A 22,207-nucleotide genomic window follows, 5' to 3' on the forward strand; every position below is an offset into this window, starting at 1 on the left:
ATTGTATACGAAATGCGCAGCGGCGCCATCGCCTACTGCTCGCGTTTGGCCTTCAGTTTTTGCTTGAGCTGCGCCATGACGGCAAACGTCGCCTGCTCGCCCGCCAGGATGGCCTGGTTGCGGCTGTTGAAATCGTTCCCTTTCATGGTGCCCAGGCTGGGCTGGATCACCACGTCCGCATCTTTCAATTCGAACTGGTTGATGCGCTGACCCATGATGGCGAAGGTTTGCATGATGACTTCCATCGAACTGATGGCCTTTTGCGTATCCGTTTGCGACGAAATATTCACGGCGATGATGAAGTCGGCGCCCATGTCGCGCGCAAAGCGCACGGGCACGGGAGCGACGAGGCCACCATCGACATAGGTATGGCCGGCGATCGTCACGGGCTGGAACACGCCGGGCACGGCCGACGAGGCGCGCACGGCCATGCCGGTGTTACCGCGCTGGAACAGGATCGGCTGGCCATTTTTGAGGTCGGTCGCCACCACGCCAAACGGAATCTTCAGCTTTTCCAGCGACACGCCGCCGACCGCCTTGTTGACATAGCTTTGCAGCGCTTCGCCTTTCAGCACGCCGGACGACTTGCCGAACAGGGGCAAGGCCCAGTCGGAAATGGCCGCCTCGTCCATGTCGAAGGCCATCTTTTGCAAGGTGAAGCCCGAGTTGCCTGCCGCATACAGGGCGCCCACCACGCTGCCGGCGCTGGTGCCGGTGACGATGTCGGCATGGATGCCCTGCGATTCGAGCGCCTTGATCACGCCGATGTGCGCAAAACCGCGCGCCGCGCCGCCGCCCAGCGCCAGGCCGATCTTGATCTTGCGGGGAGCGACGACGGGTTCGGGCGGCGTCAATACTTGTACGGGTTTCGGGGCGGTGGTATCGCAACCGGCCAGCACGAAGGCGGCCAGGGCAAGCAGGGTCAGGCGTTTAGGGAACATGGTGGCAGAAGAGAACCGCGCGTGGCAGTGGCAATAAAGGAGAGCCGATTGTAGCGCAAGCGGGGCCGGCCGCACTGAAGGCGGTCTTAAATGTTTATAGTGACAAGGTTCGTGCGCGCCACGCCGGCTGCTAGACTGGCGCCTGGTCTCTTACTCGTTATCCCCCATGCCAGAACAATTGCAATTTGCCGACAGCCGCGCCCTGGGCGAACCATTTGCGCAACAGTTATCGCGGCAGCCGCCCGACGGCGCCCTCGCCTGGCTGAGCGCCATCCTCGCCACGCAGGCGCCCGCGCTGCGCTCGTCGAACGCCATCCTGCTGGCCTACACGGGCAATCCGGCCGCAATCGCCTGGATCGACGCTAATATCGGCTCGCCCGTGGCGGGACAATGGGGCGTGGCGGCGGCCCTGCTGGGCACGCCGTGGCCGCAAATCGTTGACTGGCTGCAACGGGGCGGCGCGCACCGGCTGATGGCGCTCGATGCCTTGCTCGCGTACCGCAAGCCCGCCGTCAACATGTCGCCGCTGGAACAGATCGCCGCCCCCGTGCTGCCGCAAGCGCCAGCGCGCGCCGAACTCGACGCCGCACTGGCCGCCTGCCTGGCGGCATCTTCCACGCCGCGCATCCAGGCTGCCATCCACGCGATCAAAAAGCATGTGGACGAGATCCTGCGCGGCGGCCCGCGCGGCGTGGCCGTGGCCGACTTGCCGCGCCTGTACCTGGACCCGGCACCGTTCAAGGATGCGCCCGCCATCCTGGAGCAGCACGAGGCGGTGCTGGGCGGCATGCGGCAAAACCTGCAGAACTTGCTCAAGGGCATACTGTGAACAGGCCAACCCATATCAGCATCGACTTGAGCGAAATCAACTCGCCGCGCCAGCTGCATGCCGCCCTGGCGGCCGCACTGGATTTCCCTTCCTTCTACGGCATGAACTGGGATGCCTTCTGGGATGCCATCACGGGCCTGGTGGACATGCCGCAACAGCTGGAGCTGCTGGGCTGGCAGGGGCTGGCGGAGCGGCTGCCCCGCGATGCGGCCCTGTTGCGGCGCTGCCTGGAACGCGCGCAGCAGGAAATGCCGAACGGGGCATCACACGTGCACTACATGTAAAACGGAAACGCTTGACAGCCCCGCCCGACATCCCTTACATTGAGTGCATGTCTTCCTTCAAACATTCCTCCCCTTCCCTGCCGTCGCTATCGCGACTACTACTAGCACGCGCATAAGTTTGCCGCATTGCTTCGCCTGGCCACACGCCGGCGTGTTTCAAAAACCCTGGAAGGTTTGATGATGTTTGCACCATCCCCATACGTACACGTAATCCCCGCTGCGACCGCCCCTGCCGGCATCGCGGCCGCACTGCTACCGCTACCGATCGCTTGCCTGGCCTAGTGTTGCGTGGCCGCCCGGCAAGCTTGCGCCACAACCATTGATTTCCCCCTATCTTCAGGAGTACCCGATCATGATGTTGCAAAACCCAGCTTCCAAATACCGCGCCTTTCCTCCAGTTAAATTGACCGACCGTCAATGGCCGAACCAGATCATCAGCAAGCCGCCCATCTGGATGAGCACCGACTTGCGCGACGGCAATCAGTCCTTGATCGAGCCGATGAGCGCGGAAAAGAAGCTGCGGTTCTTCGAGATGCTGATCGCCATCGGCCTGAAGGAAATCGAAGTGGGTTTCCCATCGGCATCGCAGACGGATTTCGATTTCGTGCGCAAGCTTGTCGATGAAGGCCGCATTCCGGACGACGTCACCATCATCGTGCTGACCCAGTCGCGCGAAGAATTGATCCGCCGCACGGTGGAATCCGTCGTCGGCGCCAAACGCGCCATCGTCCACCTGTACAACTCCGTGGCGCCCGTGTTCCGCAAGGTCGTGTTCGGCATGTCGCGCGAAGAAATCACGACTATCGCCACCACCGGCACTACCCTGGTAAAACAGCTGGTGGCCCAGCATCCGGAAACGGAATGGGGCTTTGAATACACGCCGGAATCGTTCTCCACCACGGAACTCGATTTCTCCAAGCATATCTGCGACGCCGTCAGCGCCATCTGGAAGCCGACGCCCGCCAACAAGATGATCATCAACCTGCCATCGACCGTGGAATGCAGCACGCCCAACGTGTATGCGGACCAGATCGAATGGATGTCGCGCAAACTGGCGCGCCGCGATTCCATCATCATCAGCGTGCACCCGCATAACGACCGCGGCACGGCCGTCGCCTCGGCCGAGCTGGCCGTGATGGCGGGCGCCGACCGCGTCGAAGGCTGCTTGTTCGGCAATGGCGAGCGCACGGGCAACGTCGACCTGGTGACGTTGGCGATGAACTTGTACACGCAAGGCGTGCATCCGGGCCTCGATTTCTCCGACATCGATACCGTGCGCAAGTGCGTGGAAGAATGCAACCAGTTGCCCGTCCACCCGCGCCATCCGTATGCGGGCGACCTGGTATTCACGGCATTCTCCGGCTCGCACCAGGATGCGATCAAGAAAGGTTTTGCCAAGCAACAACCGGACAGCATCTGGGAAGTGCCCTACCTGCCGATCGACCCGGCCGACCTGGGCCGCAGCTACGACGCCGTGATCCGCGTCAACAGCCAGTCCGGCAAGGGCGGCATGGCCTACTTGCTGGAACAGGAATACGGCCTGGTCTTGCCGCGCCGCCTGCAGATCGAATTCTCGCGCGCCGTGCAAGCCGTGGCCGACGCCACGGGCCGCGAAATCGCCGCGCAGGATATCCATGAAATCTTCCAGAAGGAATACCTGGAGCAGACGGCACCGTACGCCTACGCTTCGCACCGCATGGTGGAAGACACGAGCAGCGACGAGTCCGTGCAGATCGACATCAGCCTGTCGCACCGCCACACGCCATTGGCCCTGCAAGGCGGCGGCAACGGTCCCATCGACGCCTTCGTCAATGCGCTCGGTCTCGACATCAAGCTGATGGATTACCACGAACACTCGATCGGCTCCGGCGCCAACGCGCAAGCGGCGTGCTACGTGGAATTGCGCCTCGATAACGGCCCGACCCTGTTCGGCGCCGCCATCGACAGCAACATCGTCACCGCCTCGTTCAAGGCCGTGCTGTCGGCCGTGAACCGCCGCATCGGGCAGACGGAAGCCGAAAAAACAACAACGGCCAACGTGGCGGCGAGCGCCGTCTAAGGACTGCATTCCCTCTCGCACAGGGAAAAAAAGCGGTACGGCTTGATCGCCGTGCCGCTTTTTCATTTCCGCAAGGCAATTGTTGCTGCAAAAGAAGTATCACGCGCCGTATAATCGACTCATAATAAGACCACCGGGGACAGATTTAAAAGTAACCCCCAATAAATTCTTGTCATTTCTAGCTTCCATAAACAGCGTGCTGCTTTGTTGCCCTCCGCTAGCAGTGCTTGCACTGCGTCGCAGAGCGCGCCTAGCATCACATCTGTTTCTGTTCGCTATAAATTGCCAATAATTTCTTGAGGATTACTTTCGCTACCGAGGGAATCAGTATGAAATTGACGGATATGAAGATAGGCGCGCGCCTGGGTGCCGGCTTTGGCGTGGTGCTGCTGCTGATGGCAGTGCTGGTGGGAACGGGCCTGTTCCGGCTGGACAAGATCGGCGCGCTCAGCGAGTCCATCATCGAGAAAGACTGGGCCAAGGCCGACGCCATCGCCACCATCCGCAGCACGACGCGTTCGAACGCGGCATTGGTGCTGGAACTGTTCATCCATGAAGATCCAGCCCGCGCCAACGCCATCCATGGCGAAATCGATGCCAACAAGGCCACCATCACCGATGCGCTGGCCATCCTCGACCGCCTGATCGTGCTGCCGGAAGGCAAGGAACTGCTGGCCACCCTGAAGCAGCAGCGCAAGGCCTATGTCGTCTCGTTCAGCCAGGCAGACAAGCTGCTGGTGGCGGGGCAGCGCGCGGAAGCGGCCAAGCACGTGCGCGACGATACCCTGCCCGCCCTGAACCAGCTGCAAAAGACGGTGAACCGCCTGAATGAAATCCAGCGCGGCGTGGTCGTGCATGGCGGCCAGCAAATCCAGCAGAATATTTCCGCAGCGAATGTGCTGATGGCCAGCCTAGGCACGGCCGCCCTGCTGCTGGGCGTGCTCTTTGCCTGGCGGGTCACGCGCTCGATCACCACGCCGATCGCGTATGCACTGCGCGTGGCGCAAGCCGTGGCTGGAGGCGACTTGAGCAGCAAGATCGTGGCCGACGGCAAGGATGAAGCGGCCCAGCTGCTGCAGGCCTTGCGCGACATGAACACCAACCTGGCCACCCTCGTGGGGCAAGTGCGCGGCGGCACGGGCACGATCGCCGTGGCGTCGAGCCAGATCGCCAGCGGCAATGCCGACCTGTCGGCCCGCACGGAAGCGCAGGCCAGCGCGCTGGAAGAAACGGCCTCGTCGATGATCGAACTGACGGGCACCGTGCGCAGCAACAGCGACAATGCGCGCCAGGCCGACAGCCTGGCCCGCTCGGCCTCCGCCATCGCCCAGCGCGGCGGCACGGCCATGGCGGAAGTGATCGGCACCATGGACGCCATCAATGCCTCGTCGCGCAAGATCGTCGACATCATCGCCGTCATCGACGGCATCGCCTTCCAGACGAATATCCTGGCCCTGAACGCGGCTGTCGAGGCGGCACGTGCCGGCGAGCAGGGGCGCGGCTTTGCCGTGGTGGCGTCCGAAGTACGGAACCTGGCGCAACGCTCGGCGGCGGCGGCAAAAGAGATCAAGGAACTCATTGCCGACTCCGTCAACCGCGTGGGCCAGGGCGCGCAGCTGGTCAGCCAGGCGGGCGCCACGATGGATGAAGTGGTGGCCAGCGTGGGCCGGGTCAGCGCCATCGTCGGCGAAATCAGCGTCGCCAACCACGAGCAAAGCGAAGGTATCGAGCAGATCAATGCCGCCATCATGCAGATGGACCAGACGACGCAGCAGAATGCGGCCCTGGTCGAGGAAGCAGCCGCGGCAGCGGCCGCCATGCATGAACAGGCGGGCGAACTGGAAACCCTCGTCAGCCAGTTCAAGCTGGAACAGAACGCCGTCGCCAAGGCGCCGCCCCGCCCTGACGCGCCCGCCGTGCCGCGCCTGCACTAAGTTATTCCACCTTTATTCCACCTTTATTCCACCTGGCGCGCCAGGCGGATGCCGGAAAATTGCCAGCGCGCGCTTGCCGGAAAGAAATTACGGTAGCTGGCGCGCGCATGGCCGGCTGGCGTGGCGCACGACGAGCCGCGCAGCACGTACTGGTTCAGCATGAACTTGCCGTTGTATTCACCGAGCGCCCCGGGCGCCGTGCGGTAGCCGGGATACGGCGCATAGCTGCTGCTGGTCCACTGCCAGCAGTGGCCGAACATTTGCCGCAATCCCGTTCCCGGCGTGGCGGCCGCCGGATGCAGCCGGCCGACTTGCATGTCGACACCCTGCGCCGCCAGCTCCCACTCCCCTTCCGTCGGCAGGCGCGCGCCGGCCCAGTGCGCATACGCGTCCGCCTCGAACAGCGACAGATGCGTGGCCGGCGCCCGCAGGTTGAGCGGGCGCAAGCCAAACAAGGTGAATTCCTGCCAATGCCCCGCGTCATCGACCTGCCAGTACAGCGGGCATTGCAGCTGCTGCGTGCGCACCCAGTCCCAGCCCTCGGCCAGCCACAGGTGCGCCGTGCGGTAGCCGCCCGCCTCGATGAAAGCGAGAAATTCGCCATTCGTCACCAGCGCGCTGGCCAGTTCGAACGGCGCCACGTATTGCGGATGACGGGGCAATTCGTTGTCGAAGCAAAAACCGTCGCCCGCATGGCCGATCTGCGCCAGACCGCCGTCGAAGGCGAGCCAGGCCGTGGGCTGCGCGTGTTCTTGCGCTGGCGCAAACGTGCTGTCCAGCGCATTGTTCAGCGCATTGTCCAGGTAAGCGGGAAACAGCGCGCTCTGCGCCAGCAGGTGTTTGACATCCGTCAACAGCAATTCCTGGTGCTGCTGCTCGTGTTCCAGGCCCAGCGCCAGCAGCATGGTCAGCCGTTCGCGTTCGTCGCGCGCCAGTTCGCCCGCCAGCAGGCGCGCGACGCGCGCATCGACGTCGGCCCGGTAAGCGCGCACCTGCGCCATGCCGGGGCGCGTCAGCAAGCCCCGCTGGGCGCGCGGGTGCTTCTCGCCCACGCCGTTGTAATACGAGTTGAACAGCACGCGGAAAGCCGGGTGGAATGGCGCGAACGCCGTTTCCATGCTTTCCAGGATAAACGTTTCGAAAAACCAGGTCGTATGCGCGAGGTGCCATTTGACGGGACTGGCGTCCGGCATCGACTGGGCGCCGCAATCTTCGTCGGACAGGGGTTCGGCCAGCCGCAGCGAGTGCTGGCGCACTGTATTGTAATGATCGATCAGCATCTTTTTCTTAGTCCCTGATGATGCGCGCATAAATGACGGCAAACCACTGCTGCGGGTCCGTCCAGACTTGCACGGTGGAAAACCCCGCCTGCTCCAGCAAGCCGACGAAGGCCGGGCGCGTATATTTATAGCTGTCCTCTGTATGGATGCGTTCGCCTTTCGCGAAACGGCGCTGGCCACCTTTCCAATGGACAACTTGTTCGCTGCGCGCTTCCAGGTGCATTTCGACGCGGTGCTCGTCGGCGTTGAAAAAGCCGTGGTGCCGCCACGCGCGCACGTCGAAGTCGGCGCCGATCAGGCCGTTCACGTGGCGCAGCATGTTCAGGTTGAAGGCGGCCGTGACGCCCAGCGCGTCGTCATAGGCGGCGTCGAGGATGGCGTCGTCCTTGATCAGGTCGACGCCGATCAGCAGGCCGCCATCGCCGTCCGCGTTCGCGCGCAGGCGGCGCAAAAAAGCGGTCGCTTGCTCAGGCGCAAAATTGCCGATGGACGAGCCGGGATAGAAGAACAGGCGCCGCGCCTCGCGCACGCTGTCGGGCAAGTCCAGGCGGCTGGAGAAATCCAGGCCCAGACCCGTCATCTCGATATGCGGAAAGCGCTGCTGCAGCCGGCTCAGCGATTCACTGAGAAAATCGTAGGAAATATCCACGGCCACATATTGCGCCGGATGCAGCAGCGGAAACAGGCTGGCGGCCTTGGCGCAATTGCCCGCGCCCAGGTCGATCAGGGTGCTGCCCGGCCCCACGGCGTGCGCGATCTCGGCGCCGTGGCGCGCGAAGATGGCCGCCTCGGTACGCGTCGGATAGTACTCGGGCAAGGCGCAGATGGCTTCGAACAGTTTCGAGCCGAGCGCGTCGTACAGATACTTGGGCGACGTCCACGCATCGCGCGCCAACAGGCCTGCGCTGATCTCGGCTATCGTGACAGGAGTGGCGCTGGCCGCGCTGGCGTTGCTGGCGGGATACAAATCGGACTGCTGTTGCGCGAGTGGCATGGTCATGGGCTGGCGTCGTCAATATGAGGTTCACGAAAGGCTTGCACGGTCAGCCACCGGGCGCGCCGCCCCTGCCGCAGCGGTGTGCGGGCGCCTTGCCGATGACTTTTTTCCATCATAGCGGAATCCGCGCAAGCCAGCCGTGCGGCAGGTAACTTAAGGTCGAACAGCCGGCATGCACATAAAATTGGTATTACCCAGCAAAAATGATAAGGCTGTCGTATACTACACATTGCCGGCCAAACAATCCGCGCCCCTTGCAGTTCCCAGGCCCCCCTCTCCCCCGCGTGCCTCCCTTTACGATAGCCGTTATTAATCAAGATCACCATGCTCGAATTGCGCCATCTGTCGAAGTCCTATGCCAATGCCCGTCCCGTGCTGGCCAACCTTTCCTGCCGCTTCAAGGCGGGGGAATTCATCGCCATCATGGGCGATTCGGGCGTGGGCAAGTCGACCTTGCTGAACCTGATCGCCGGCCTCGATACGCCCGATGCGGGTGCCGAAGCGCACCCTATCCTGGTGGACGGCATTGCCATGTCCAGCCTCGATGACGCCGCCGCCACCCGGCTGCGTCGCGCCCGCATGGGCTTTATTTTCCAGGCTTTCCACGTCTTGCCGCACCTGACCCTGCTGCAAAACGTGGCCCTGCCGCTGCTGCTCAACGGACTGCCCCAGGAGCGTGCCGCCAGCATGCTCGAGGCCGTCGGCCTGGGCGGACGCGGCGGCGACTTTCCGCAGCAATTGTCGGGCGGCGAAATGCAGCGCGTGGCCATCGCCCGCGCACTCGTGCACAAGCCGGCGCTGGTGCTGGCCGATGAGCCCACCGGCAACCTCGACCCGGACACGGCGCACAGCATCCTGCAATTGCTGCGCGCCGAAATCAAGGCCAACGGCAGTTGCGCGATCATGGTCACGCACTCGCTGGCCGCCGCCGAAATGGCGGACCGGACCATGATTCTGACGAAAAGCGGCTTACAAAATACAACAACCGTCAACCAAATTGATCAAACAATCAGTTAATTTAACTGACCATCTGTCACAAGTTTTGTTATCGTAGTATTATTGAAAACACTTGCCTGGTTATCAATGTTGTAACGCAAATGTTGTCACGTCACCCAGACAGCCGTACTGCGATGACGAACTATAGCCGGGACCATATAAAAAGTGGTCTCGTCCCTTGCATAACCTGAAGGAGGAGTAAATGAACGTTCGACAAAAGAAGCTGGAAATGATTGAAGCGATGAACCGGGCGCGTGCGCTCGAACCATCGAGTTTTGTGCCGAACAAGCTGCTCGATACCCTGATCGAGAAGCTGAACTTGAAAAATGATGCGGAACTGTGCCGCGTCCTGGAAGTTCAGCCTCCCATCATCAGCAAGATTCGGCACGGCAAACTGTCGGTCGGTGCAACGATTTTATTGCGCATGCATGAAAAATCGGACATCACCATCCGCGAACTGAAGGAATTGTCCGCCACACCAGTCCATTGAACCACCCGCTGTTGTAATGCCATGCCAGGCACCCAGGTCCCCGGCGCCATGAACTTTTGCCATACAATTCGCGTAGTTCGCTCACCGCACAACATCCGAGCACGATAGCGAAGAGACCCAGCCCAAACCATGCTGACCGTTTCTCTGCCCTGCCGCGCCAGCCCTCCCAGCTTCTCCCCCTGCATTTCCACACATACTTGATCTGACACAACACGCATAGTCCGCGCAGGCATCAAGGTCAGCTTTTAACCAGTGATCCCAACCGCATGTCCAGCAATCCCCTTGCGCCGCCCGTGCTGCGCCTGACGCTCGCGCGCGATCCGCTCGCCAGCGCCGGCGATTGCCCCGCCGCGCCCGGCTGGCACAGCGAAACCCACGTGCTGTCGAGCGCGCGCGGCATCGGGAGCTGCCGCATCGCCCTCGATATCGGCCCGGCCGACGTGGTGCAGCTGCTGCTGTGCGACGGCAGTTCGCTGCTGGCAGGCAGCCTGGACCTGCCACGCTACCTGGGGCCGGCCACGCTGGCGCGCGACGGCGCGCCCGCCAGCATCGAAGTGGGGCTGGCCCTGCGCCCGCAGGCGGCGCGCCCGCCGCCCGGCGCCAGCCGCGACGGCCTGGGCGCCTGGATGCTGCGGGCCGTGCGCGTGTACCGCTGCGGCGCCGCCGCCATGACGGCGCTGGCGGCGGCCGGCGCCTTCCAGGACCGCCAGCTGGAACAACGGCTGGGCCTGTACCGCTGCGGCATCGAGGCGGGCGGCATGACGGCCGTCGCCAGCCTGCCCGCCGGGCCGGAACCGGTGCTGCTGCTGTTGCACGGCACGGCCTCGTCGACCCAGCGCAGCTTTGCCGGCCTGTGGCGCAACGGCCTGGCGCCGCAACTGGCGGCGCAGTACGGCAACCGCATCTACGGCTATGAGCACCGCAGCCTCAGCGACAGTCCCATCGAGAACGCGCTGGCCCTCGTGCGCCAGTTGCCGCACGGCGCCGTGCTGCACCTGCTGACCCATTCGCGCGGCGGCCTGGTGGGCGAATTGCTGGCCCGGGCGCAGCGCATCGACAGCCGCGGCGCCGTCGACCTGGCCGGCGACGGCCTGGAGCGGTTGAGCGAAAACACGGTGGGCGGCGAAGCGTTCAACAGCCACGATATCGAACACTTCACGGCGCAGGCGCGGCTGGGCGGACGCGGCGGCTACGACGCGGATGCGGGGCGCCTGCGCGAATTGAGCGTGGAACTGAAAACACGCGCCATCCGCATCGCCCGTTTCGTGCGCGTGGCTTGCCCGTCGCGCGGCACCACCCTGATGTCGGGCCGCCTGGACCGCTGGGCCAGCGTGATGTTCAACCTGCTGCTGCACGGCGGCGTTCCCGACGGCGCCATGGCCTTCCTGCTGGCCGTGGTGCAGCAGCGCTGCGACGCGCGCATCCTGCCGGGACTGGAAGCGATGATGCCCGACTCACCCCTGGTGGCGCTGCTCAACGCGCCCGACGTGCGCGTGGCCAGTCCGCTGCACGTGCTGGCCGGCGCGTGCAGCGGCGACGGCCTGCTGGGCTGGCTGGGCGACTGCCTCGACGACCAGCTGTACGGCGGGCAGAACGACCTGGTGGTCAATTGCGCCTCGATGGCCGGCGGCGCCACGCGCAGCACACCCGTGCGGCAACTGCTGCTGCGCGGGCCGCACACGCACCACCTGAACTACTTCGAGCGCGCGCCATCGAGCCAGGCCGCCGTGCAGGCGCTCGCCGGCGACGAGACCGCCTACCAGCCGCTGCCGGGCATCGAGCACGGCCCGCTGGCGCGCGGCGGCGAAGTGCCGAAACGGCGCGCGCACGCGCCCATCGTGCTGCTGCTGCCCGACATCATGGGCAGCCACCTGCAAGTGGGCAGCAACCGCATCTGGTTCGACCCCGTCAACCTGGTCGAAGGGCGCATCGAACGCCTGGCCGTGGGCCAGCCGCACATCGTCAGCGCCGGCTGGCTCGAGTCCTGCTATGAACCGTTCGCCCGCTTTCTCGCGCAAAGCCAGGAAGTGCGGCCCTTTACCTATGATTGGCGCTTGTCGCTGCAGGAGTCGTGCCGCGCCTTCCTGCCCGTGCTCGACGACGCCATGCGCGACGCCGAACAGCGCGGCCAGCCCTTGCGCATCGTCGCCCACGGCATGGGCGGACTGGTGGCGCGCCTGGCCCTGAAAGACCGCTGGCAGCGCTTCGGCGCCCTGCCCGGCAGCCGATTGCTGCAGGTGGGCACGGCCAACCGTGGCACGCAGGCGATGGTGCAAGTGCTGCTGGGGCGTGACCGGCTGGTGCAGATGCTGGCCTGCTGGATCGGCTGGAAGCACACGCGGCGCCAGTTTCTCGGCTTCGTGCGCGCCTTTCCCGGCGTGCTCGACATGCTGCCGTGGCCGCAGGCGGGCGGCATCGATTATTTCGACGCCGGCGCCTGGGCGCAGCTGGCCGCCGGCGACGCGCAAGCGGGCCTGCCCGGCGGCTGGCAGGCGCCCGAGGCGCCGGCGCTGGCCGCCGCGCGCGCCACCGTGACCCTGCTGGAAGCGGCCCCGCTCGACGCGCGCCATTGCAGCTACCTGGCCGGCTGCGCCGCCACGCCGGTGGCGCTGCGCCTGCGCGACGGCGCCATCGAGACGGCCTGGTCGCCGGACGGCGATGGCCGCACGGCCTGGCTAGGCGCGGTGCCGGACGGCGTGGCGGCCTGCTACCTGCCGGTGGCGCATGGCGACCTGCTGCTGCAAAAGGAATACTACCCGGCCATCGCGCAGCTGCTCGACGGCGGCCAGGGCGCCGCCCTGCCCCGGCACCCGCCGCACGCGCCGGGCGGCGCCCCGCCCCGCTTCCATCCCTACGTGCCCGACGCCACGCCGCTGTACCCGCAGCCGCAGGAACTGCTCGATGCGGCCATCGGCGCCGCCGGCCCCGCCAGCGCGCCGGAAAGCCGCGCGCCGCAGCTGAGCTTATCCGTCATCCACGGCAGCATGGCCTCGGCCGATGCGCCCGTCATGAGCGGCTGCTACGCGTCCGAATCGCTGCGTGGCAGCATGAGTTTTCTCGACCGCCTGCTGGCGGGCAAGCTGCAGGAAATCCACGCGCTCGGGCGCTTTCCGCAGCGCCCCGACTCCGCCCTCGTGGTGCTGCAGCCCGATGCGGCGCGCCGGCCCGGCGGCGCCATCGTCATCGGCCTGGGCGCGCTGGGCGAGCTGACGCCGGGCGAACTGGCGCGCGCCTTTGCCGGCGGCCTGCTCGAATACGCGTGCGTCTGCCTGCAGGTGCGCGCCGCCGGCCATGTGGCCGCGCCGCCGATGGGCGAGCACGGCTTGCGCGTGGCCAGCCTGTTGTCCGGTTCCGGCTACGGCGGCTTGAGCATCGCCCTGTGCGCGCGCGCCCTGATCGACGGCGCGCGCAGCGCCAACCGGCGCCTCGAAGACGCGGGCATGACCTGCCGCATCGGCCATATCGCCATCTACGAACAGTCCGAGGCGCGCGCCATCGCCGCCGCCGTGGCCATCGAACAGATCATGGCCGAAGCGCGCTACCAGGGCAGCTTCACGTTCGAGCGGCGTATCCGCCACAGCCCCGGCGGCTACCGGCGCATCCTGCCCAGCCTGAGCGGCGACAACGGCTGGCGCCGCGTGCAGATCGTCGCCGCCGATCTGTCGGGCGCCCTGCGCTTCACCGTGCTGACGGACCGCGCCCACAACAGCGTCGACGAGGAGCCGAACCAGCGGCAAGCCGTCGATGGCCTGATCATGGATGCCACCGACAACACCACCGACCAGCCGGGCCTGTCGCGCGCGCTGTACGAACTGATGCTGCCCAATGGCCTGAAGGCGGCCATCCCCGAGATGCGCGGCCTGATCCTGGCCGTCGACCAGAGCGCCGCCATCTACCCGTGGGAACTGATGCGCGACGAGGCGGGCAGCGAGGAAAGCCCCCTGTCGACGCGCATCGGCATGGTGCGCCAGCTGGCCAGCCTGCGCGAGCAGCCGCCGGCCGTCAGCCCGCCCAGCAACAGCGTGCTGGTGATCGGCGACACCGATTCCGGCCTGCCCGAGCTGCCCGCCGCGCAGGCCGAAGCGCAGGACGTGGCGCGCATGTTCGGCGCGTACGGCTACCAGGTACGCGAGCTGCTGCGCCCGCAGGCGCAGCGCGTGCTGGTGCACCTGTTCGACGAGCGCTATTTCGCCATCCACCTGGCCGGCCATGGCGAAGTGGCCGGCCCCGGCATCGCCCATACGGGCCTGGTGCTGGGACCGAAGACGCGGCTGACGGCGGCGCAGGTGGGGAAATTGAAGCGCGTGCCGCAATTCGTCTTCATCAATTGCTGCCACCTGGGCGACATGCGCCCGGACGCCATCGCGCCGTGGTCGAAACTGGCCGCCAGCCTGGCCACGGCCTTCATTGAAATGGGCTCGCAGGCGGTGATCGCGGCCGGCTGGCGCATCGACGACCAGGCAGCCAGCATCTTCGCGCACAGCTTTTATCACGCCATGCTGAGCGGCGAATACTTCGGCGACGCCGTGCGCCTGGGGCGCGAGGCGGCGTATCTGCAATTTCCCGCCTCGAACACCTGGGGCGCCTACCAGGCGTACGGCGACGACCGCTACCGCTTTCCGAACACGCAGAGCCGGCCCTGGCAAGCGCCCGATTACCACTACCACGGCCATTTGCTGGCCGACCTGGAAACCCTGCACGCGCGCCTGGCGGGCGCCGATCCTGCGCGCCGCGCGGCCATCGAGGAAAAGCTGGGCAGCATCGAGGAAGCCGTGCGCGCGCGCTTCTTCGGCTGCGCCGACATCCGCGAAAACATGGCCGCCACGCGCGCCGGTCTCGGTGGACTGGAGAACACCCTGCGCGCCATCGAACACTACCGGGCGGCGCACAGCGCGGCCGACGGCAAGGTGGGCTTGCGCGCGCTCGCGCACTGGGCGGAACTGGAGATACGCCAGGGCGCGGCCCTGTGCGGCCTCGATGCGGGTGCCGGCATCGAGGTGCCCGCCGTGCCCGACCCGGCCCAGGGACGCCAGCTGCTGCAGGATGGAAAACAGCATATCGACCTGCTGGTGGCGCTGGCGCCCACGGCGCAGCGCCTGGCCCTGCTGGGACGCTACTGGGCCTTGCAGGCGCGCCTGGCCTGCCGCGAAGGAAACTCCGGCGCATCGGCCCTGCGCGCCATGACGGACGCCTGCCTGGCCGCGCTGGAAGAAGCGCGGCGGCGCAGCGGCGCGGCCGACTGCGACCTGATTTTCCAGGCGCTGGCGGGCGCCCTGCTGCTGAAAGCCCATGGCGACGGCGGCGCCTGGCGCGCGCTCGATCCGCAGCTGGGCGACTTGCTGCACGACGCCATCGCCTATGCGCGCCAGCGCCACGCGGATGAACACCGCGCCATCGACGCCGGCGCCCCCGTGCGCGCCGCCCTGCTGGCGGCCCTGTGGCAGGCGCCGGACGGCCAGCCCTTCGACTCTTCCGCGCGCGCCGCCTTCCTGGCCCTGTACCACGACGCCGTGCGGCGCCACGGCAGCATCGGCGAACCCGAAACGATCACGGCGCCGCTGCGCTTCCTGCTCGAACTGCTGCCGCCGGACAGCCCGGAGACCGGCTTGCGCAGCGCCGTGCAGGCGCTGGCCAGCCAGCTGCAGGCCTCACTGCCCGGCGCGAGCCCTGGCAGCCTTAGCCAGGCACCACCCCGTAATGACGCGCATAGCGCTCGTCCAGATTCGCCAGCGGCATCATCATGAACATGTCGGCGCTTTCGAAATCAGGATCCCAGGCCGGCTCGCCGCAAATCCAGGCGCCCGAACGCAGATAGCCCTTGATCAGCGGCGGCACTTGCGGCTTGTGCGCCGCTTCCACCTGGTGGATGGGGAAAGGCAGGTGCGGCGTGACACGGTACTCGCTCGGGGCCATGTGCTTTTCCGCCAGCGCCTGGTACACGGCGACGGCGTTATGGCCGCCATCGGCCAGGCTGATGCTGGCGCAGCCGACCAGGTAGTCGCAGCGCTCGCGGCGCATGTACTCGGCCAAGCCCGACCACAGCAGCATGATCACGCTGCCGCCCCGGTATTTCGGGTGGATGCAGGCGCGGCCCGCTTCGACCATGCGCCCGCGCAGGTTCTTCAGGCGGCTCAGGTCGAACTCGTTTTCCGCATACAGGCGGCCGATCTTGGCCGCCTTGGCCGCGCTCAGCACGCGGTAAGTGCCCACCACTTTCAGGGTGTCGGCGTCGCGCACGATCAGGTGATCGCAGTGCGCGTCGAATTCATCGCTGTCGAGGCCATCGGCGTTGGCCAGCGACGTCAATCCCATCGTCTCGATAAACACCTTGTAACGCAAACGCTGGACTTCGCGCAATTCCGCCGCCGTGGAGGCCTGGCTCAGCACCAGCTGGACCGGCCGGGCCTTGGCTTCGTTTGATGCGATTATGTTTTGCATGGTTTCATCCCCCTGTGATCAAGACGACTCCAGCGTACTTGCCTAATATGTCAGGAAAATGACAGCCGAATGTCATTTCCATGACGCAAGGCAATGCCATGCGGGGATCGTGCATAATTACCACACTCGCCCGGCCGAAAGAGCCCATGACAGACACCGACGCCGTCCACATCACGCCCTACACCAAGCCTGCCGCCGGCTGGGACGCCTTGAAACACGCGGCCATCAGCCTGCGCCAGGAGCGCGTCGCGCCAGGGAATCTGAAGGCGCTGCTGGCGCAAAACCAGCCGGACGGTTTCGATTGCCCCAGCTGCGCCTGGCCCGACCGCCACCACGCGTCCACGTTCGCCATTTGCGAAAACGGCGCCAAGGCCGTCGCCGCCAATGCGGCCGATATCGCCATGCTGGATTTTACGGATGGCGACATGGTCGATTTGATAGGCGGCTGGGACGATGGCGTGACGCGCCGGGCCGACGGTTTCCGGCTGGTCGCCTATGACATCCCGCGCGGCTGCCTGGGCGCCTACTACCCGGAGACGAATGCGCTGGTGCCGCTGGCCAGCACGGCCGACGGCGCCGGCACGCCGACGTCGAAGTCCGTGCCGGTGCTGCTACAAGCGGCGAATGTTCAGATGCCGATATCCGGCGTGTAGTCCACGTACGCGTCCTGACGGCAGAAACCCACCAGCTTCATGCCGGCCTGCGTCGCGATGGAAATGGCCAGCGAACTGGGGGCGGAAATCGTCGCCAGCAAGGGTATCTGCATGCGCGCCGCCTTGCGCGCCAGCTCGTAGCTGCCACGGCTGGACAGGAAGACGAAGCCGCGCCGCATGTCGATATCGTGCAGCGCCAGGTAGCCAATCAGCTTGTCGAGACCATTGTGCCGGCCGACATCCTCGAACACATGCACGATGTCGCCGTCGGGCGTGCACCACGCGGCCGCGTGCACGCCGCCCGTTTCCCGCATCAGCGCCTGGTGCTCGCGCAAGCCGGCCGATGCGCGCGCCAGCGCGGCGGGCAAGTCGACGCGGATCAGGGACGGCGGCAGCGCCGCGGGCCGCAAATCGAGCATGTCGATGCTGTCGATGCCGCACACGCCGCAGCCCGTGCGGCCCGTCAGCTGGCGGCGCCGGTCCTTCAGGCGCACGAAATCCTCCTGCGCGATGCTCAAGGACACTTCGGCGGAATCGGGACGCAGCAACACTTCGCAATCGAAGATGGCGGCAGCCGATGCCACCACGCCTTCCGTCAGCGCGAAACCGTAGGCAAACGCTTCCAGGTCGCGCGGGGTGGCCATCATGACGACGTGGGAAATGCCATTGAAGACCAGCGCGACGGGGATTTCCTCGGCGACGTGGTCGATGGCATCGGTGAACTGGCCCGCGCGATGGCGGACAATGGCGCGCTCGACGAAGCCGGCGCGTTCGATCTCTGTTTCTTCTGACATGGCAACCATGGGGAACTATCACAGGCCCCATGGTAAACCAGAACGGCCAGGCAGGGGGCGGCCCCTGCCCGCGCCATCAATCCTTCTTCGGACGGCCCGTTTTCAGCTGCGGCAAACCGGCCAGCACGTTTTGCAGCGTGGCCAGGTCGATCTGGCTGATCAGCGCCACGCCGATGCGCAGCAATTCGCTTTTCTTGATCTCGAATCCGGCCTTCAGGCAGGCTTTCTTGACCTGGCCCAGGACTTCATATTCCGCTTCCGGCATGGTGAAGCTGTCGCGCACCAGTTTCGGCTTGCGGGCTTTTTCCTTGATGGCGGCAACCTTGGCGACCGGCGCTTTTTTCGCTGGCGCAGGCTTGGCGGCGGCCTTGGCAGCCGGTTTGACGGCGGTTTTCGCTGCCGCCTTGGCGGCGGGCTTTGCAGCAACCTTGGCCGCTGGCTTGGCAACGGTTTTTACTGCCGTCTTGGCGGCAGGCTTGACAGCGGCCTTGGCGACAGGTTTGGCAACGGGCTTGGCCACGACGGCCTTGGCCGCCGGCTTGGCGGCTGGCGCCTTGGCGGCGGCGGGCTTGGCGGCAGCCGGTTTCGCTGCCGCCGGCTTCGCAGCGGCCGGTTTGGCGGCCACTGGCTTGACGGCGGCCTTGGCCACCGGCTTGGCTGCCGGCTTCGCGGCGGGCTTCACTGCAGGCTTGGCGGCCGGTGCGGCCTTGGCCGCTGCCGCGTTGATCGATGCGCTGGTCGGGAACATCGATACGGGCGCGCTGTCGGCCTTTTTCGCTGGGGTGGTTTTGGTCATGAATTCTCCAATCTAGTAAATAATATAAACAATATATACTGTTTTTTGAAATCTTGCTTGCTGCACATCAAGTCATGCGCATGCCATGACCTTCTAGGCGCTGGCGCGGATGGTGAAATCGACCCCGACCTCATCCCAGAATTCCTGCTCCTTCTCGATCCAGAACGACACGGTGGGATGGTGCGCCACCCAGCCGCGCTTGATGTCGAGTTCGATGCGGCTCTTCATGCGCAGGCGCAGTTCGCTGAAATCGGCCTCGATGCGCGCATGCATGAGCAGAATCGACAGGCGCAGCGCCAGCACGGCCTTGGCGAAATCGGGGTCGGACAGCACCTCGCCGATCTTGCGCAAGTTGCCCTTCTGCGCCAGGATCAGCCGGCTCATGGTCTTCTGTTCGCGCGTGGTAAAACCGGGCAAGTCCGCATTTTCCACGATGTAGGATGCGTGCTTGTGATAGCCCGTCTGCGACACGGCCAGGCCCACCTCGTGCAGCAGGCTGCTCCAGCGCAGGCATTTCACGAGGGCATCGGACGTGGGCTTGAGCTGCGCGTACATGGCCAGCGCCTGCTCGGCCACCCGGCCGGCGCGCTGCTGGTCGATATGGAATTTCTCCATGCAGCCCTGCACCGACTGTTCGCGGCGGTCGCGCTTGGTCGAACGCAGGTACAGATCCCACATCACACCCATGCGCAAACCCGCCTCGATCGGCGTCATGGCGGGAATGGCCAATTCGCGGAACAGGCCGATCAAGATGGCCAGGCCGCCGACGATGGTGCTGGCGCGGTCGGGGCGCAAGCCCGGCATGTCGATGCGGCTGGTGTGACCGAGTTCGATGAAGCGGCGCGCCAGCGCATCGAGGCTGACGCTGGTGAGCAAGCCGTCACCGAGCTTGTTGCGGGCGATGATGTCGGCGATCGTGCGGATGGTGCCGGAAGAGCCGTAGGCCGTCTTCCAGTGCTGCGGATGGTATGGCGGCGCGGCATCCTCGAAATGGCTGCGCGCCGACAGGATGGCCGCCTCGAACGACGGCGCGTCGATGCGTCCGCCGATGAAGAACGACAGGCTTTGCTTGACCGTGCCCAGGCTGAAGGATTCGACGCGTTCGATATCATTGCCGCGCCCCAGTATCAGTTCGGTCGAACCGCCGCCGATATCCATCACCAGCCGGCGTTCGCCGGGAATGGCCAGCGCATTGGCCACGCCCATGTAGATCAGGCGGCCTTCTTCCTCGCCCGAGATGATCTCGATCGGGTAGCCGATGGCTTGCTCGGCCAGCGGCAGGAAGACGGCGCCGTTGCGCGCCACGCGCATGGCCGACGTGGCCACCACGCGCACGGCATCGAGTTCGAAGCCGGCGAGAATGGCGCGAAAGCGCTGCAGGCAGGCCAGCGCGCCCTGCATGGCCGCTTCGGTCAGGTCGCCATTGGCGTCCAGGCCGGCGGCCAGGCGTATCGGATCGCGCACGCTCTTGACCACGCGGATGGTGTCGCCATCATGCTTGCCGACGTGTAAACGAAAACTGTTGGACCCCAGGTCCACCGCTGCATACATACTGGCCTCTTGTCTTGTCATGACTGTGCCAACTGAAAAAGTTGGCAAATTCAGTTGCTAAACTATATAAATCATTTAAACGATTTAAAAATCCTACCACACTACCCTCATCGTATGACAGCGGCGTGACAGGATTGTGACAAAACGGCAGCCGTGCGGCAGCTTATGGGACGATGGTGGTAAAGAGATACACGGCGAAAATCACCAGGTGCACCGTGCCCTGCATGACCGTGGTGCGGCCCGTGCCCAGCGACAGGGTGGCCACCATCAGCGACAGCAGCAACAGCACCGTCGACTTGATATCGAGTCCCAGCGTAATGGTCAGGCCCGTGGCCAGCGACACCACCACCACGGCCGGAATAGTCAGGCCGATGCTGGCCAGCGCGGAGCCGAGCGCCAGGTTCAAGCTCGTTTGCAGGCGATTCGCGCGCGCGGCGCGCACGGCGGCCAGGCCTTCGGGCAGCAGCACGATGGCGGCGATGACGATGCCGACCAGGGTTTTCGGCGCGCCCATGGCGGCAATGGCCGTCTCCAGCGCGGGCGCCAGCGACTTGGCCAGCAGCACCACGGCGCCCAGGCACACCAGCAGCGCACCGGCACTGACCCAGGCGACGGTGGGCGTGGGCGGCGCCGCATGCACCTCTTCATCGCCGACGGCTTCCTTGGGCAGGAAGTAATCGCGGTGGCGGACCGTCTGCACCAGCACGAAAGTGCCGTACAGGACCAGCGAGATGACGGCGATGAAAATGAGCTGGCTGGAGTTGTAGTACGGGCCGGCGGCGCTCGACGTGTAGTTCGGCAGCACCAGCGTCAAAATGGCGATGGCCGCCAGGGTGGCCAGCGACGCGCTCACGCCCAGCAGGCCGAAGGTCTGCTCGCGGTGGCGCCCGGCGCCCAGCAGCAGGCAGATGCCGACGATGCCGTTCAAAATGATCATGATGGCGGCAAACACGGTGTCGCGCGCCAGCCCCGTCGTTTCCGGTCCGCCAGCCAGCATCAGCGAGACGATCAGCGCGACCTCGATCAGCGTCACGGCCAGCGCCAGCACGAGGGTGCCATACGGTTCGCCGATGCGGTGCGCGACCACTTCCGCGTGGTACACGGCGGCCAGCACGCTGCCGATCAGGCCAGCCACCAGCAGGATCTGATAGGCGCCGCCGAGATTGAGGGTGGAACCGAACAGGAACAGCCAGCCGGCAAGCGGGGCGGCAAGCGGCCATACAGGCAGGGATTTGAGCATTTTCATTATGGGCCTGGCAAGAGTAAAAAAAGAGGGGCGCGGTGCGGACGGCAAAGGACAGCCTGGCGTGCATGCCACAGCATAACTTGCCTAGCTTAAATGCAAGTTAGGGAATACACATCTCGAGTGACGGCGACCCGCGCCTGACCCGCCTTTCAATCACCTTGCCACAGTGCACCTGCTTGCTACCAGTAACTATAGTCCCTTTGGTAACATGCCGTTGCAATTTTCTTGTCTTTTTGCTTGCTGCCGCCGTCATAATGCAGGGTCCGCCTTCCAGGCACCGACCAAGGACAAACCATGATTTCCATAAACAGCACAGCCATGCGCGCGTTCTTCTTCGCGGGCAGCCTGCTGTGCGCCGCCGCGCACGCAGACACACCGCCGGCGCAGGCAGCGCAGGTTGACGCCAACTGGGCCACTGCGCCCGCGCCTGCCCCGGAGGCACGCTGGCAAGACAGCCTGCCGCCCGCGCCGCCCGTGGCGCCACGCGAAGAAAAGATACTGCCCAAGAGCGAATGGCTCAGCGTCGAGCCGATGAAGGCGCCTGACCGGCGCTGCGATCCGGGCCTCGATGCGCTGTTCTTGCCCAAAGAATGCGGCAAGGAACCCAGCTGGCTGGGCTCGCACAAGAAATAATCCGGTTTAGATATGGCTATGTCACCGTCAAATGTGGGAACTCGCCCAGTGTTGCCTTCAATAATGTTTCTGGGGAGCGGATGCGCCCGGCGTCCAGTATCCAGCGCCACCCCAGGTAATTCGGCAGATAACGGCTGGCCACGCCATGGAAGATGCGCAGCCAGCCGCGCAAGCGGCTGTGATACGCGTTGACGTTCTGCACGTGGGCAGCGCCCTGCACGCGGATGCCGGCACGCACATTGACGGCCTGGTGACTGATGCCCGCTTCACGCGCGAAGGCGCGATA

General features: G+C 65.3%; 17 protein-coding genes and 1 pseudogene. 9 read left to right on the forward strand and 9 right to left on the reverse strand.

All coding sequences use genetic code 11. The features are described from left to right. Positions 1 to 32 precede the first annotated feature (32 nt). Complete coding sequence (locus AC1RBA_RS26325; RefSeq protein ID WP_121669134.1) at positions 33 to 941, reverse strand: patatin-like phospholipase family protein; 909 nt, start codon at positions 939 to 941, stop codon at positions 33 to 35. A gap of 166 nt (positions 942 to 1,107) precedes the next feature. On the opposite strand from AC1RBA_RS26325, the gene AC1RBA_RS26330 reads away from it, so the two are divergent. From AC1RBA_RS26330 to AC1RBA_RS26345, 4 genes are all read left to right on the forward strand, one after another. Beyond that, positions 1,108 to 1,770, forward strand: coding sequence for a hypothetical protein (locus AC1RBA_RS26330; protein ID WP_492420350.1), 663 nt, complete (start codon positions 1,108 to 1,110; stop codon positions 1,768 to 1,770). Beyond that, positions 1,767 to 2,054: a barstar family protein gene (locus AC1RBA_RS26335; protein ID WP_492420352.1), complete on the forward strand. Its 288-nt coding sequence runs from the start codon at positions 1,767 to 1,769 to the stop codon at positions 2,052 to 2,054. The genes AC1RBA_RS26330 and AC1RBA_RS26335 overlap by 4 nt, the downstream gene beginning before the upstream one ends. A 352-nt stretch (positions 2,055 to 2,406) precedes the next feature. Further along, positions 2,407 to 4,113 carry a 2-isopropylmalate synthase gene (leuA, locus tag AC1RBA_RS26340; RefSeq protein WP_492420354.1) on the forward strand — a complete coding sequence of 569 codons (1,707 nt, stop codon included), beginning with the start codon at positions 2,407 to 2,409 and terminating at the stop codon, positions 4,111 to 4,113. Positions 4,114 to 4,442: 329 nt separating this feature from the next. Continuing rightward, on the forward strand, positions 4,443 to 6,047 hold the full coding sequence (locus AC1RBA_RS26345) for a methyl-accepting chemotaxis protein (RefSeq protein WP_492420356.1): 1,605 nt from the start codon (positions 4,443 to 4,445) through the stop codon (positions 6,045 to 6,047). Between the two features lie 23 nt (positions 6,048 to 6,070). Here AC1RBA_RS26345 and egtB read toward each other — a convergent pair whose 3' ends face one another. Both egtB and egtD read right to left on the reverse strand, forming a co-directional pair. Then, complete coding sequence (egtB, locus tag AC1RBA_RS26350; RefSeq protein ID WP_492420358.1) at positions 6,071 to 7,327, reverse strand: ergothioneine biosynthesis protein EgtB; 1,257 nt, start codon at positions 7,325 to 7,327, stop codon at positions 6,071 to 6,073. A 7-nt stretch (positions 7,328 to 7,334) separates the two neighbouring features. Beyond that, on the reverse strand, positions 7,335 to 8,327 hold the full coding sequence (gene egtD, locus AC1RBA_RS26355; RefSeq protein ID WP_492420360.1) for an L-histidine N(alpha)-methyltransferase: 993 nt from the start codon (positions 8,325 to 8,327) through the stop codon (positions 7,335 to 7,337). A gap of 321 nt (positions 8,328 to 8,648) precedes the next feature. On the opposite strand from egtD, the gene AC1RBA_RS26360 reads away from it, so the two are divergent. The 3 genes from AC1RBA_RS26360 to AC1RBA_RS26370 all read left to right on the forward strand — a co-directional run bounded on the left by AC1RBA_RS26360 (position 8,649) and on the right by AC1RBA_RS26370 (position 15,554). After that, complete coding sequence (locus tag AC1RBA_RS26360) at positions 8,649 to 9,341, forward strand: ABC transporter ATP-binding protein (protein WP_070313594.1); 693 nt, start codon at positions 8,649 to 8,651, stop codon at positions 9,339 to 9,341. Positions 9,342 to 9,522: 181 nt separating this feature from the next. Further along, complete coding sequence (locus AC1RBA_RS26365) at positions 9,523 to 9,810, forward strand: hypothetical protein (RefSeq protein WP_034757399.1); 288 nt, start codon at positions 9,523 to 9,525, stop codon at positions 9,808 to 9,810. 266 nt (positions 9,811 to 10,076) lie between these two features. Continuing rightward, positions 10,077 to 15,554, forward strand: coding sequence for a CHAT domain-containing protein (locus tag AC1RBA_RS26370; RefSeq protein ID WP_492420362.1), 5,478 nt, complete (start codon positions 10,077 to 10,079; stop codon positions 15,552 to 15,554). Here the strand turns inward: AC1RBA_RS26370 and AC1RBA_RS26375 are convergent. Next, positions 15,487 to 16,248 (reverse strand): GNAT family N-acetyltransferase, encoded by a 762-nt coding sequence (locus AC1RBA_RS26375; RefSeq protein ID WP_070219538.1) that lies wholly within the window; start codon positions 16,246 to 16,248, stop codon positions 15,487 to 15,489. The genes AC1RBA_RS26370 and AC1RBA_RS26375 overlap by 68 nt on opposite strands. A gap of 146 nt (positions 16,249 to 16,394) precedes the next feature. Between AC1RBA_RS26375 and AC1RBA_RS26380 the strand changes: the two genes are divergently transcribed. Beyond that, positions 16,395 to 16,901: a hypothetical protein gene (locus AC1RBA_RS26380; RefSeq protein WP_492420364.1), complete on the forward strand. Its 507-nt coding sequence runs from the start codon at positions 16,395 to 16,397 to the stop codon at positions 16,899 to 16,901. Here the strand turns inward: AC1RBA_RS26380 and fdhD are convergent. The 4 genes from fdhD to AC1RBA_RS26400 form a co-directional block, all read right to left on the reverse strand. Further along, complete coding sequence (gene fdhD, locus AC1RBA_RS26385) at positions 16,877 to 17,695, reverse strand: formate dehydrogenase accessory sulfurtransferase FdhD (RefSeq protein ID WP_492420366.1); 819 nt, start codon at positions 17,693 to 17,695, stop codon at positions 16,877 to 16,879. The two genes, AC1RBA_RS26380 and fdhD, sit on opposite strands and share 25 nt — an antisense overlap. Before the next feature lie 76 nt (positions 17,696 to 17,771). Then, positions 17,772 to 18,491 carry a hypothetical protein gene (locus AC1RBA_RS26390; protein WP_492420368.1) on the reverse strand — a complete coding sequence of 240 codons (720 nt, stop codon included), beginning with the start codon at positions 18,489 to 18,491 and terminating at the stop codon, positions 17,772 to 17,774. Between the two features lie 93 nt (positions 18,492 to 18,584). Then, complete coding sequence (locus AC1RBA_RS26395; protein ID WP_070219545.1) at positions 18,585 to 20,042, reverse strand: Ppx/GppA phosphatase family protein; 1,458 nt, start codon at positions 20,040 to 20,042, stop codon at positions 18,585 to 18,587. Between the two features lie 163 nt (positions 20,043 to 20,205). Continuing rightward, entirely contained in the window at positions 20,206 to 21,288 is a 1,083-nt protein-coding gene (locus AC1RBA_RS26400) for a calcium:cation antiporter (RefSeq protein WP_070219547.1), read from the reverse strand. A gap of 294 nt (positions 21,289 to 21,582) precedes the next feature. Here AC1RBA_RS26400 and AC1RBA_RS26405 point away from each other — a divergent pair, with 294 nt between their 5' ends. Then, a complete protein-coding gene (locus tag AC1RBA_RS26405) occupies positions 21,583 to 21,921 on the forward strand; it encodes a hypothetical protein (RefSeq protein WP_492420370.1) in 339 nt (112 codons plus the stop codon). A gap of 16 nt (positions 21,922 to 21,937) precedes the next feature. On the opposite strand, the pseudogene AC1RBA_RS26410 reads toward AC1RBA_RS26405, so the two are convergent. Beyond that, positions 21,938 to 22,207 (reverse strand): annotated as a pseudogene (locus AC1RBA_RS26410) (IS1595 family transposase); the annotation flags it as partial.

The organism is Janthinobacterium sp. GW823-FHT03B06 (assembly GCF_058796955.1).

What these genes read in the sequence shown, in the direction of transcription:
- AC1RBA_RS26325 (WP_121669134.1), bottom strand. Translation starts at nt 941, where the DNA reads ATGTTCCCTAAACGCCTGACCCTGCTTGCCCTGGCCGCCTTCGTGCTG.
- AC1RBA_RS26330 (WP_492420350.1), top strand. Translation starts at nt 1,108, where the DNA reads ATGCCAGAACAATTGCAATTTGCCGACAGCCGCGCCCTGGGCGAACCA.
- leuA (WP_492420354.1), top strand. Translation starts at nt 2,407, where the DNA reads ATGATGTTGCAAAACCCAGCTTCCAAATACCGCGCCTTTCCTCCAGTT.
- AC1RBA_RS26345 (WP_492420356.1), top strand. Translation starts at nt 4,443, where the DNA reads ATGAAATTGACGGATATGAAGATAGGCGCGCGCCTGGGTGCCGGCTTT.
- egtB (WP_492420358.1), bottom strand. Translation starts at nt 7,327, where the DNA reads ATGCTGATCGATCATTACAATACAGTGCGCCAGCACTCGCTGCGGCTG.
- egtD (WP_492420360.1), bottom strand. Translation starts at nt 8,327, where the DNA reads ATGACCATGCCACTCGCGCAACAGCAGTCCGATTTGTATCCCGCCAGC.
- AC1RBA_RS26360 (WP_070313594.1), top strand. Translation starts at nt 8,649, where the DNA reads ATGCTCGAATTGCGCCATCTGTCGAAGTCCTATGCCAATGCCCGTCCC.
- AC1RBA_RS26365 (WP_034757399.1), top strand. Translation starts at nt 9,523, where the DNA reads ATGAACGTTCGACAAAAGAAGCTGGAAATGATTGAAGCGATGAACCGG.
- AC1RBA_RS26370 (WP_492420362.1), top strand. Translation starts at nt 10,077, where the DNA reads ATGTCCAGCAATCCCCTTGCGCCGCCCGTGCTGCGCCTGACGCTCGCG.
- AC1RBA_RS26375 (WP_070219538.1), bottom strand. Translation starts at nt 16,248, where the DNA reads ATGCAAAACATAATCGCATCAAACGAAGCCAAGGCCCGGCCGGTCCAG.
- AC1RBA_RS26380 (WP_492420364.1), top strand. Translation starts at nt 16,395, where the DNA reads ATGACAGACACCGACGCCGTCCACATCACGCCCTACACCAAGCCTGCC.
- fdhD (WP_492420366.1), bottom strand. Translation starts at nt 17,695, where the DNA reads ATGTCAGAAGAAACAGAGATCGAACGCGCCGGCTTCGTCGAGCGCGCC.
- AC1RBA_RS26390 (WP_492420368.1), bottom strand. Translation starts at nt 18,491, where the DNA reads ATGACCAAAACCACCCCAGCGAAAAAGGCCGACAGCGCGCCCGTATCG.
- AC1RBA_RS26395 (WP_070219545.1), bottom strand. Translation starts at nt 20,042, where the DNA reads ATGTATGCAGCGGTGGACCTGGGGTCCAACAGTTTTCGTTTACACGTC.
- AC1RBA_RS26400 (WP_070219547.1), bottom strand. Translation starts at nt 21,288, where the DNA reads ATGAAAATGCTCAAATCCCTGCCTGTATGGCCGCTTGCCGCCCCGCTT.
- AC1RBA_RS26405 (WP_492420370.1), top strand. Translation starts at nt 21,583, where the DNA reads ATGATTTCCATAAACAGCACAGCCATGCGCGCGTTCTTCTTCGCGGGC.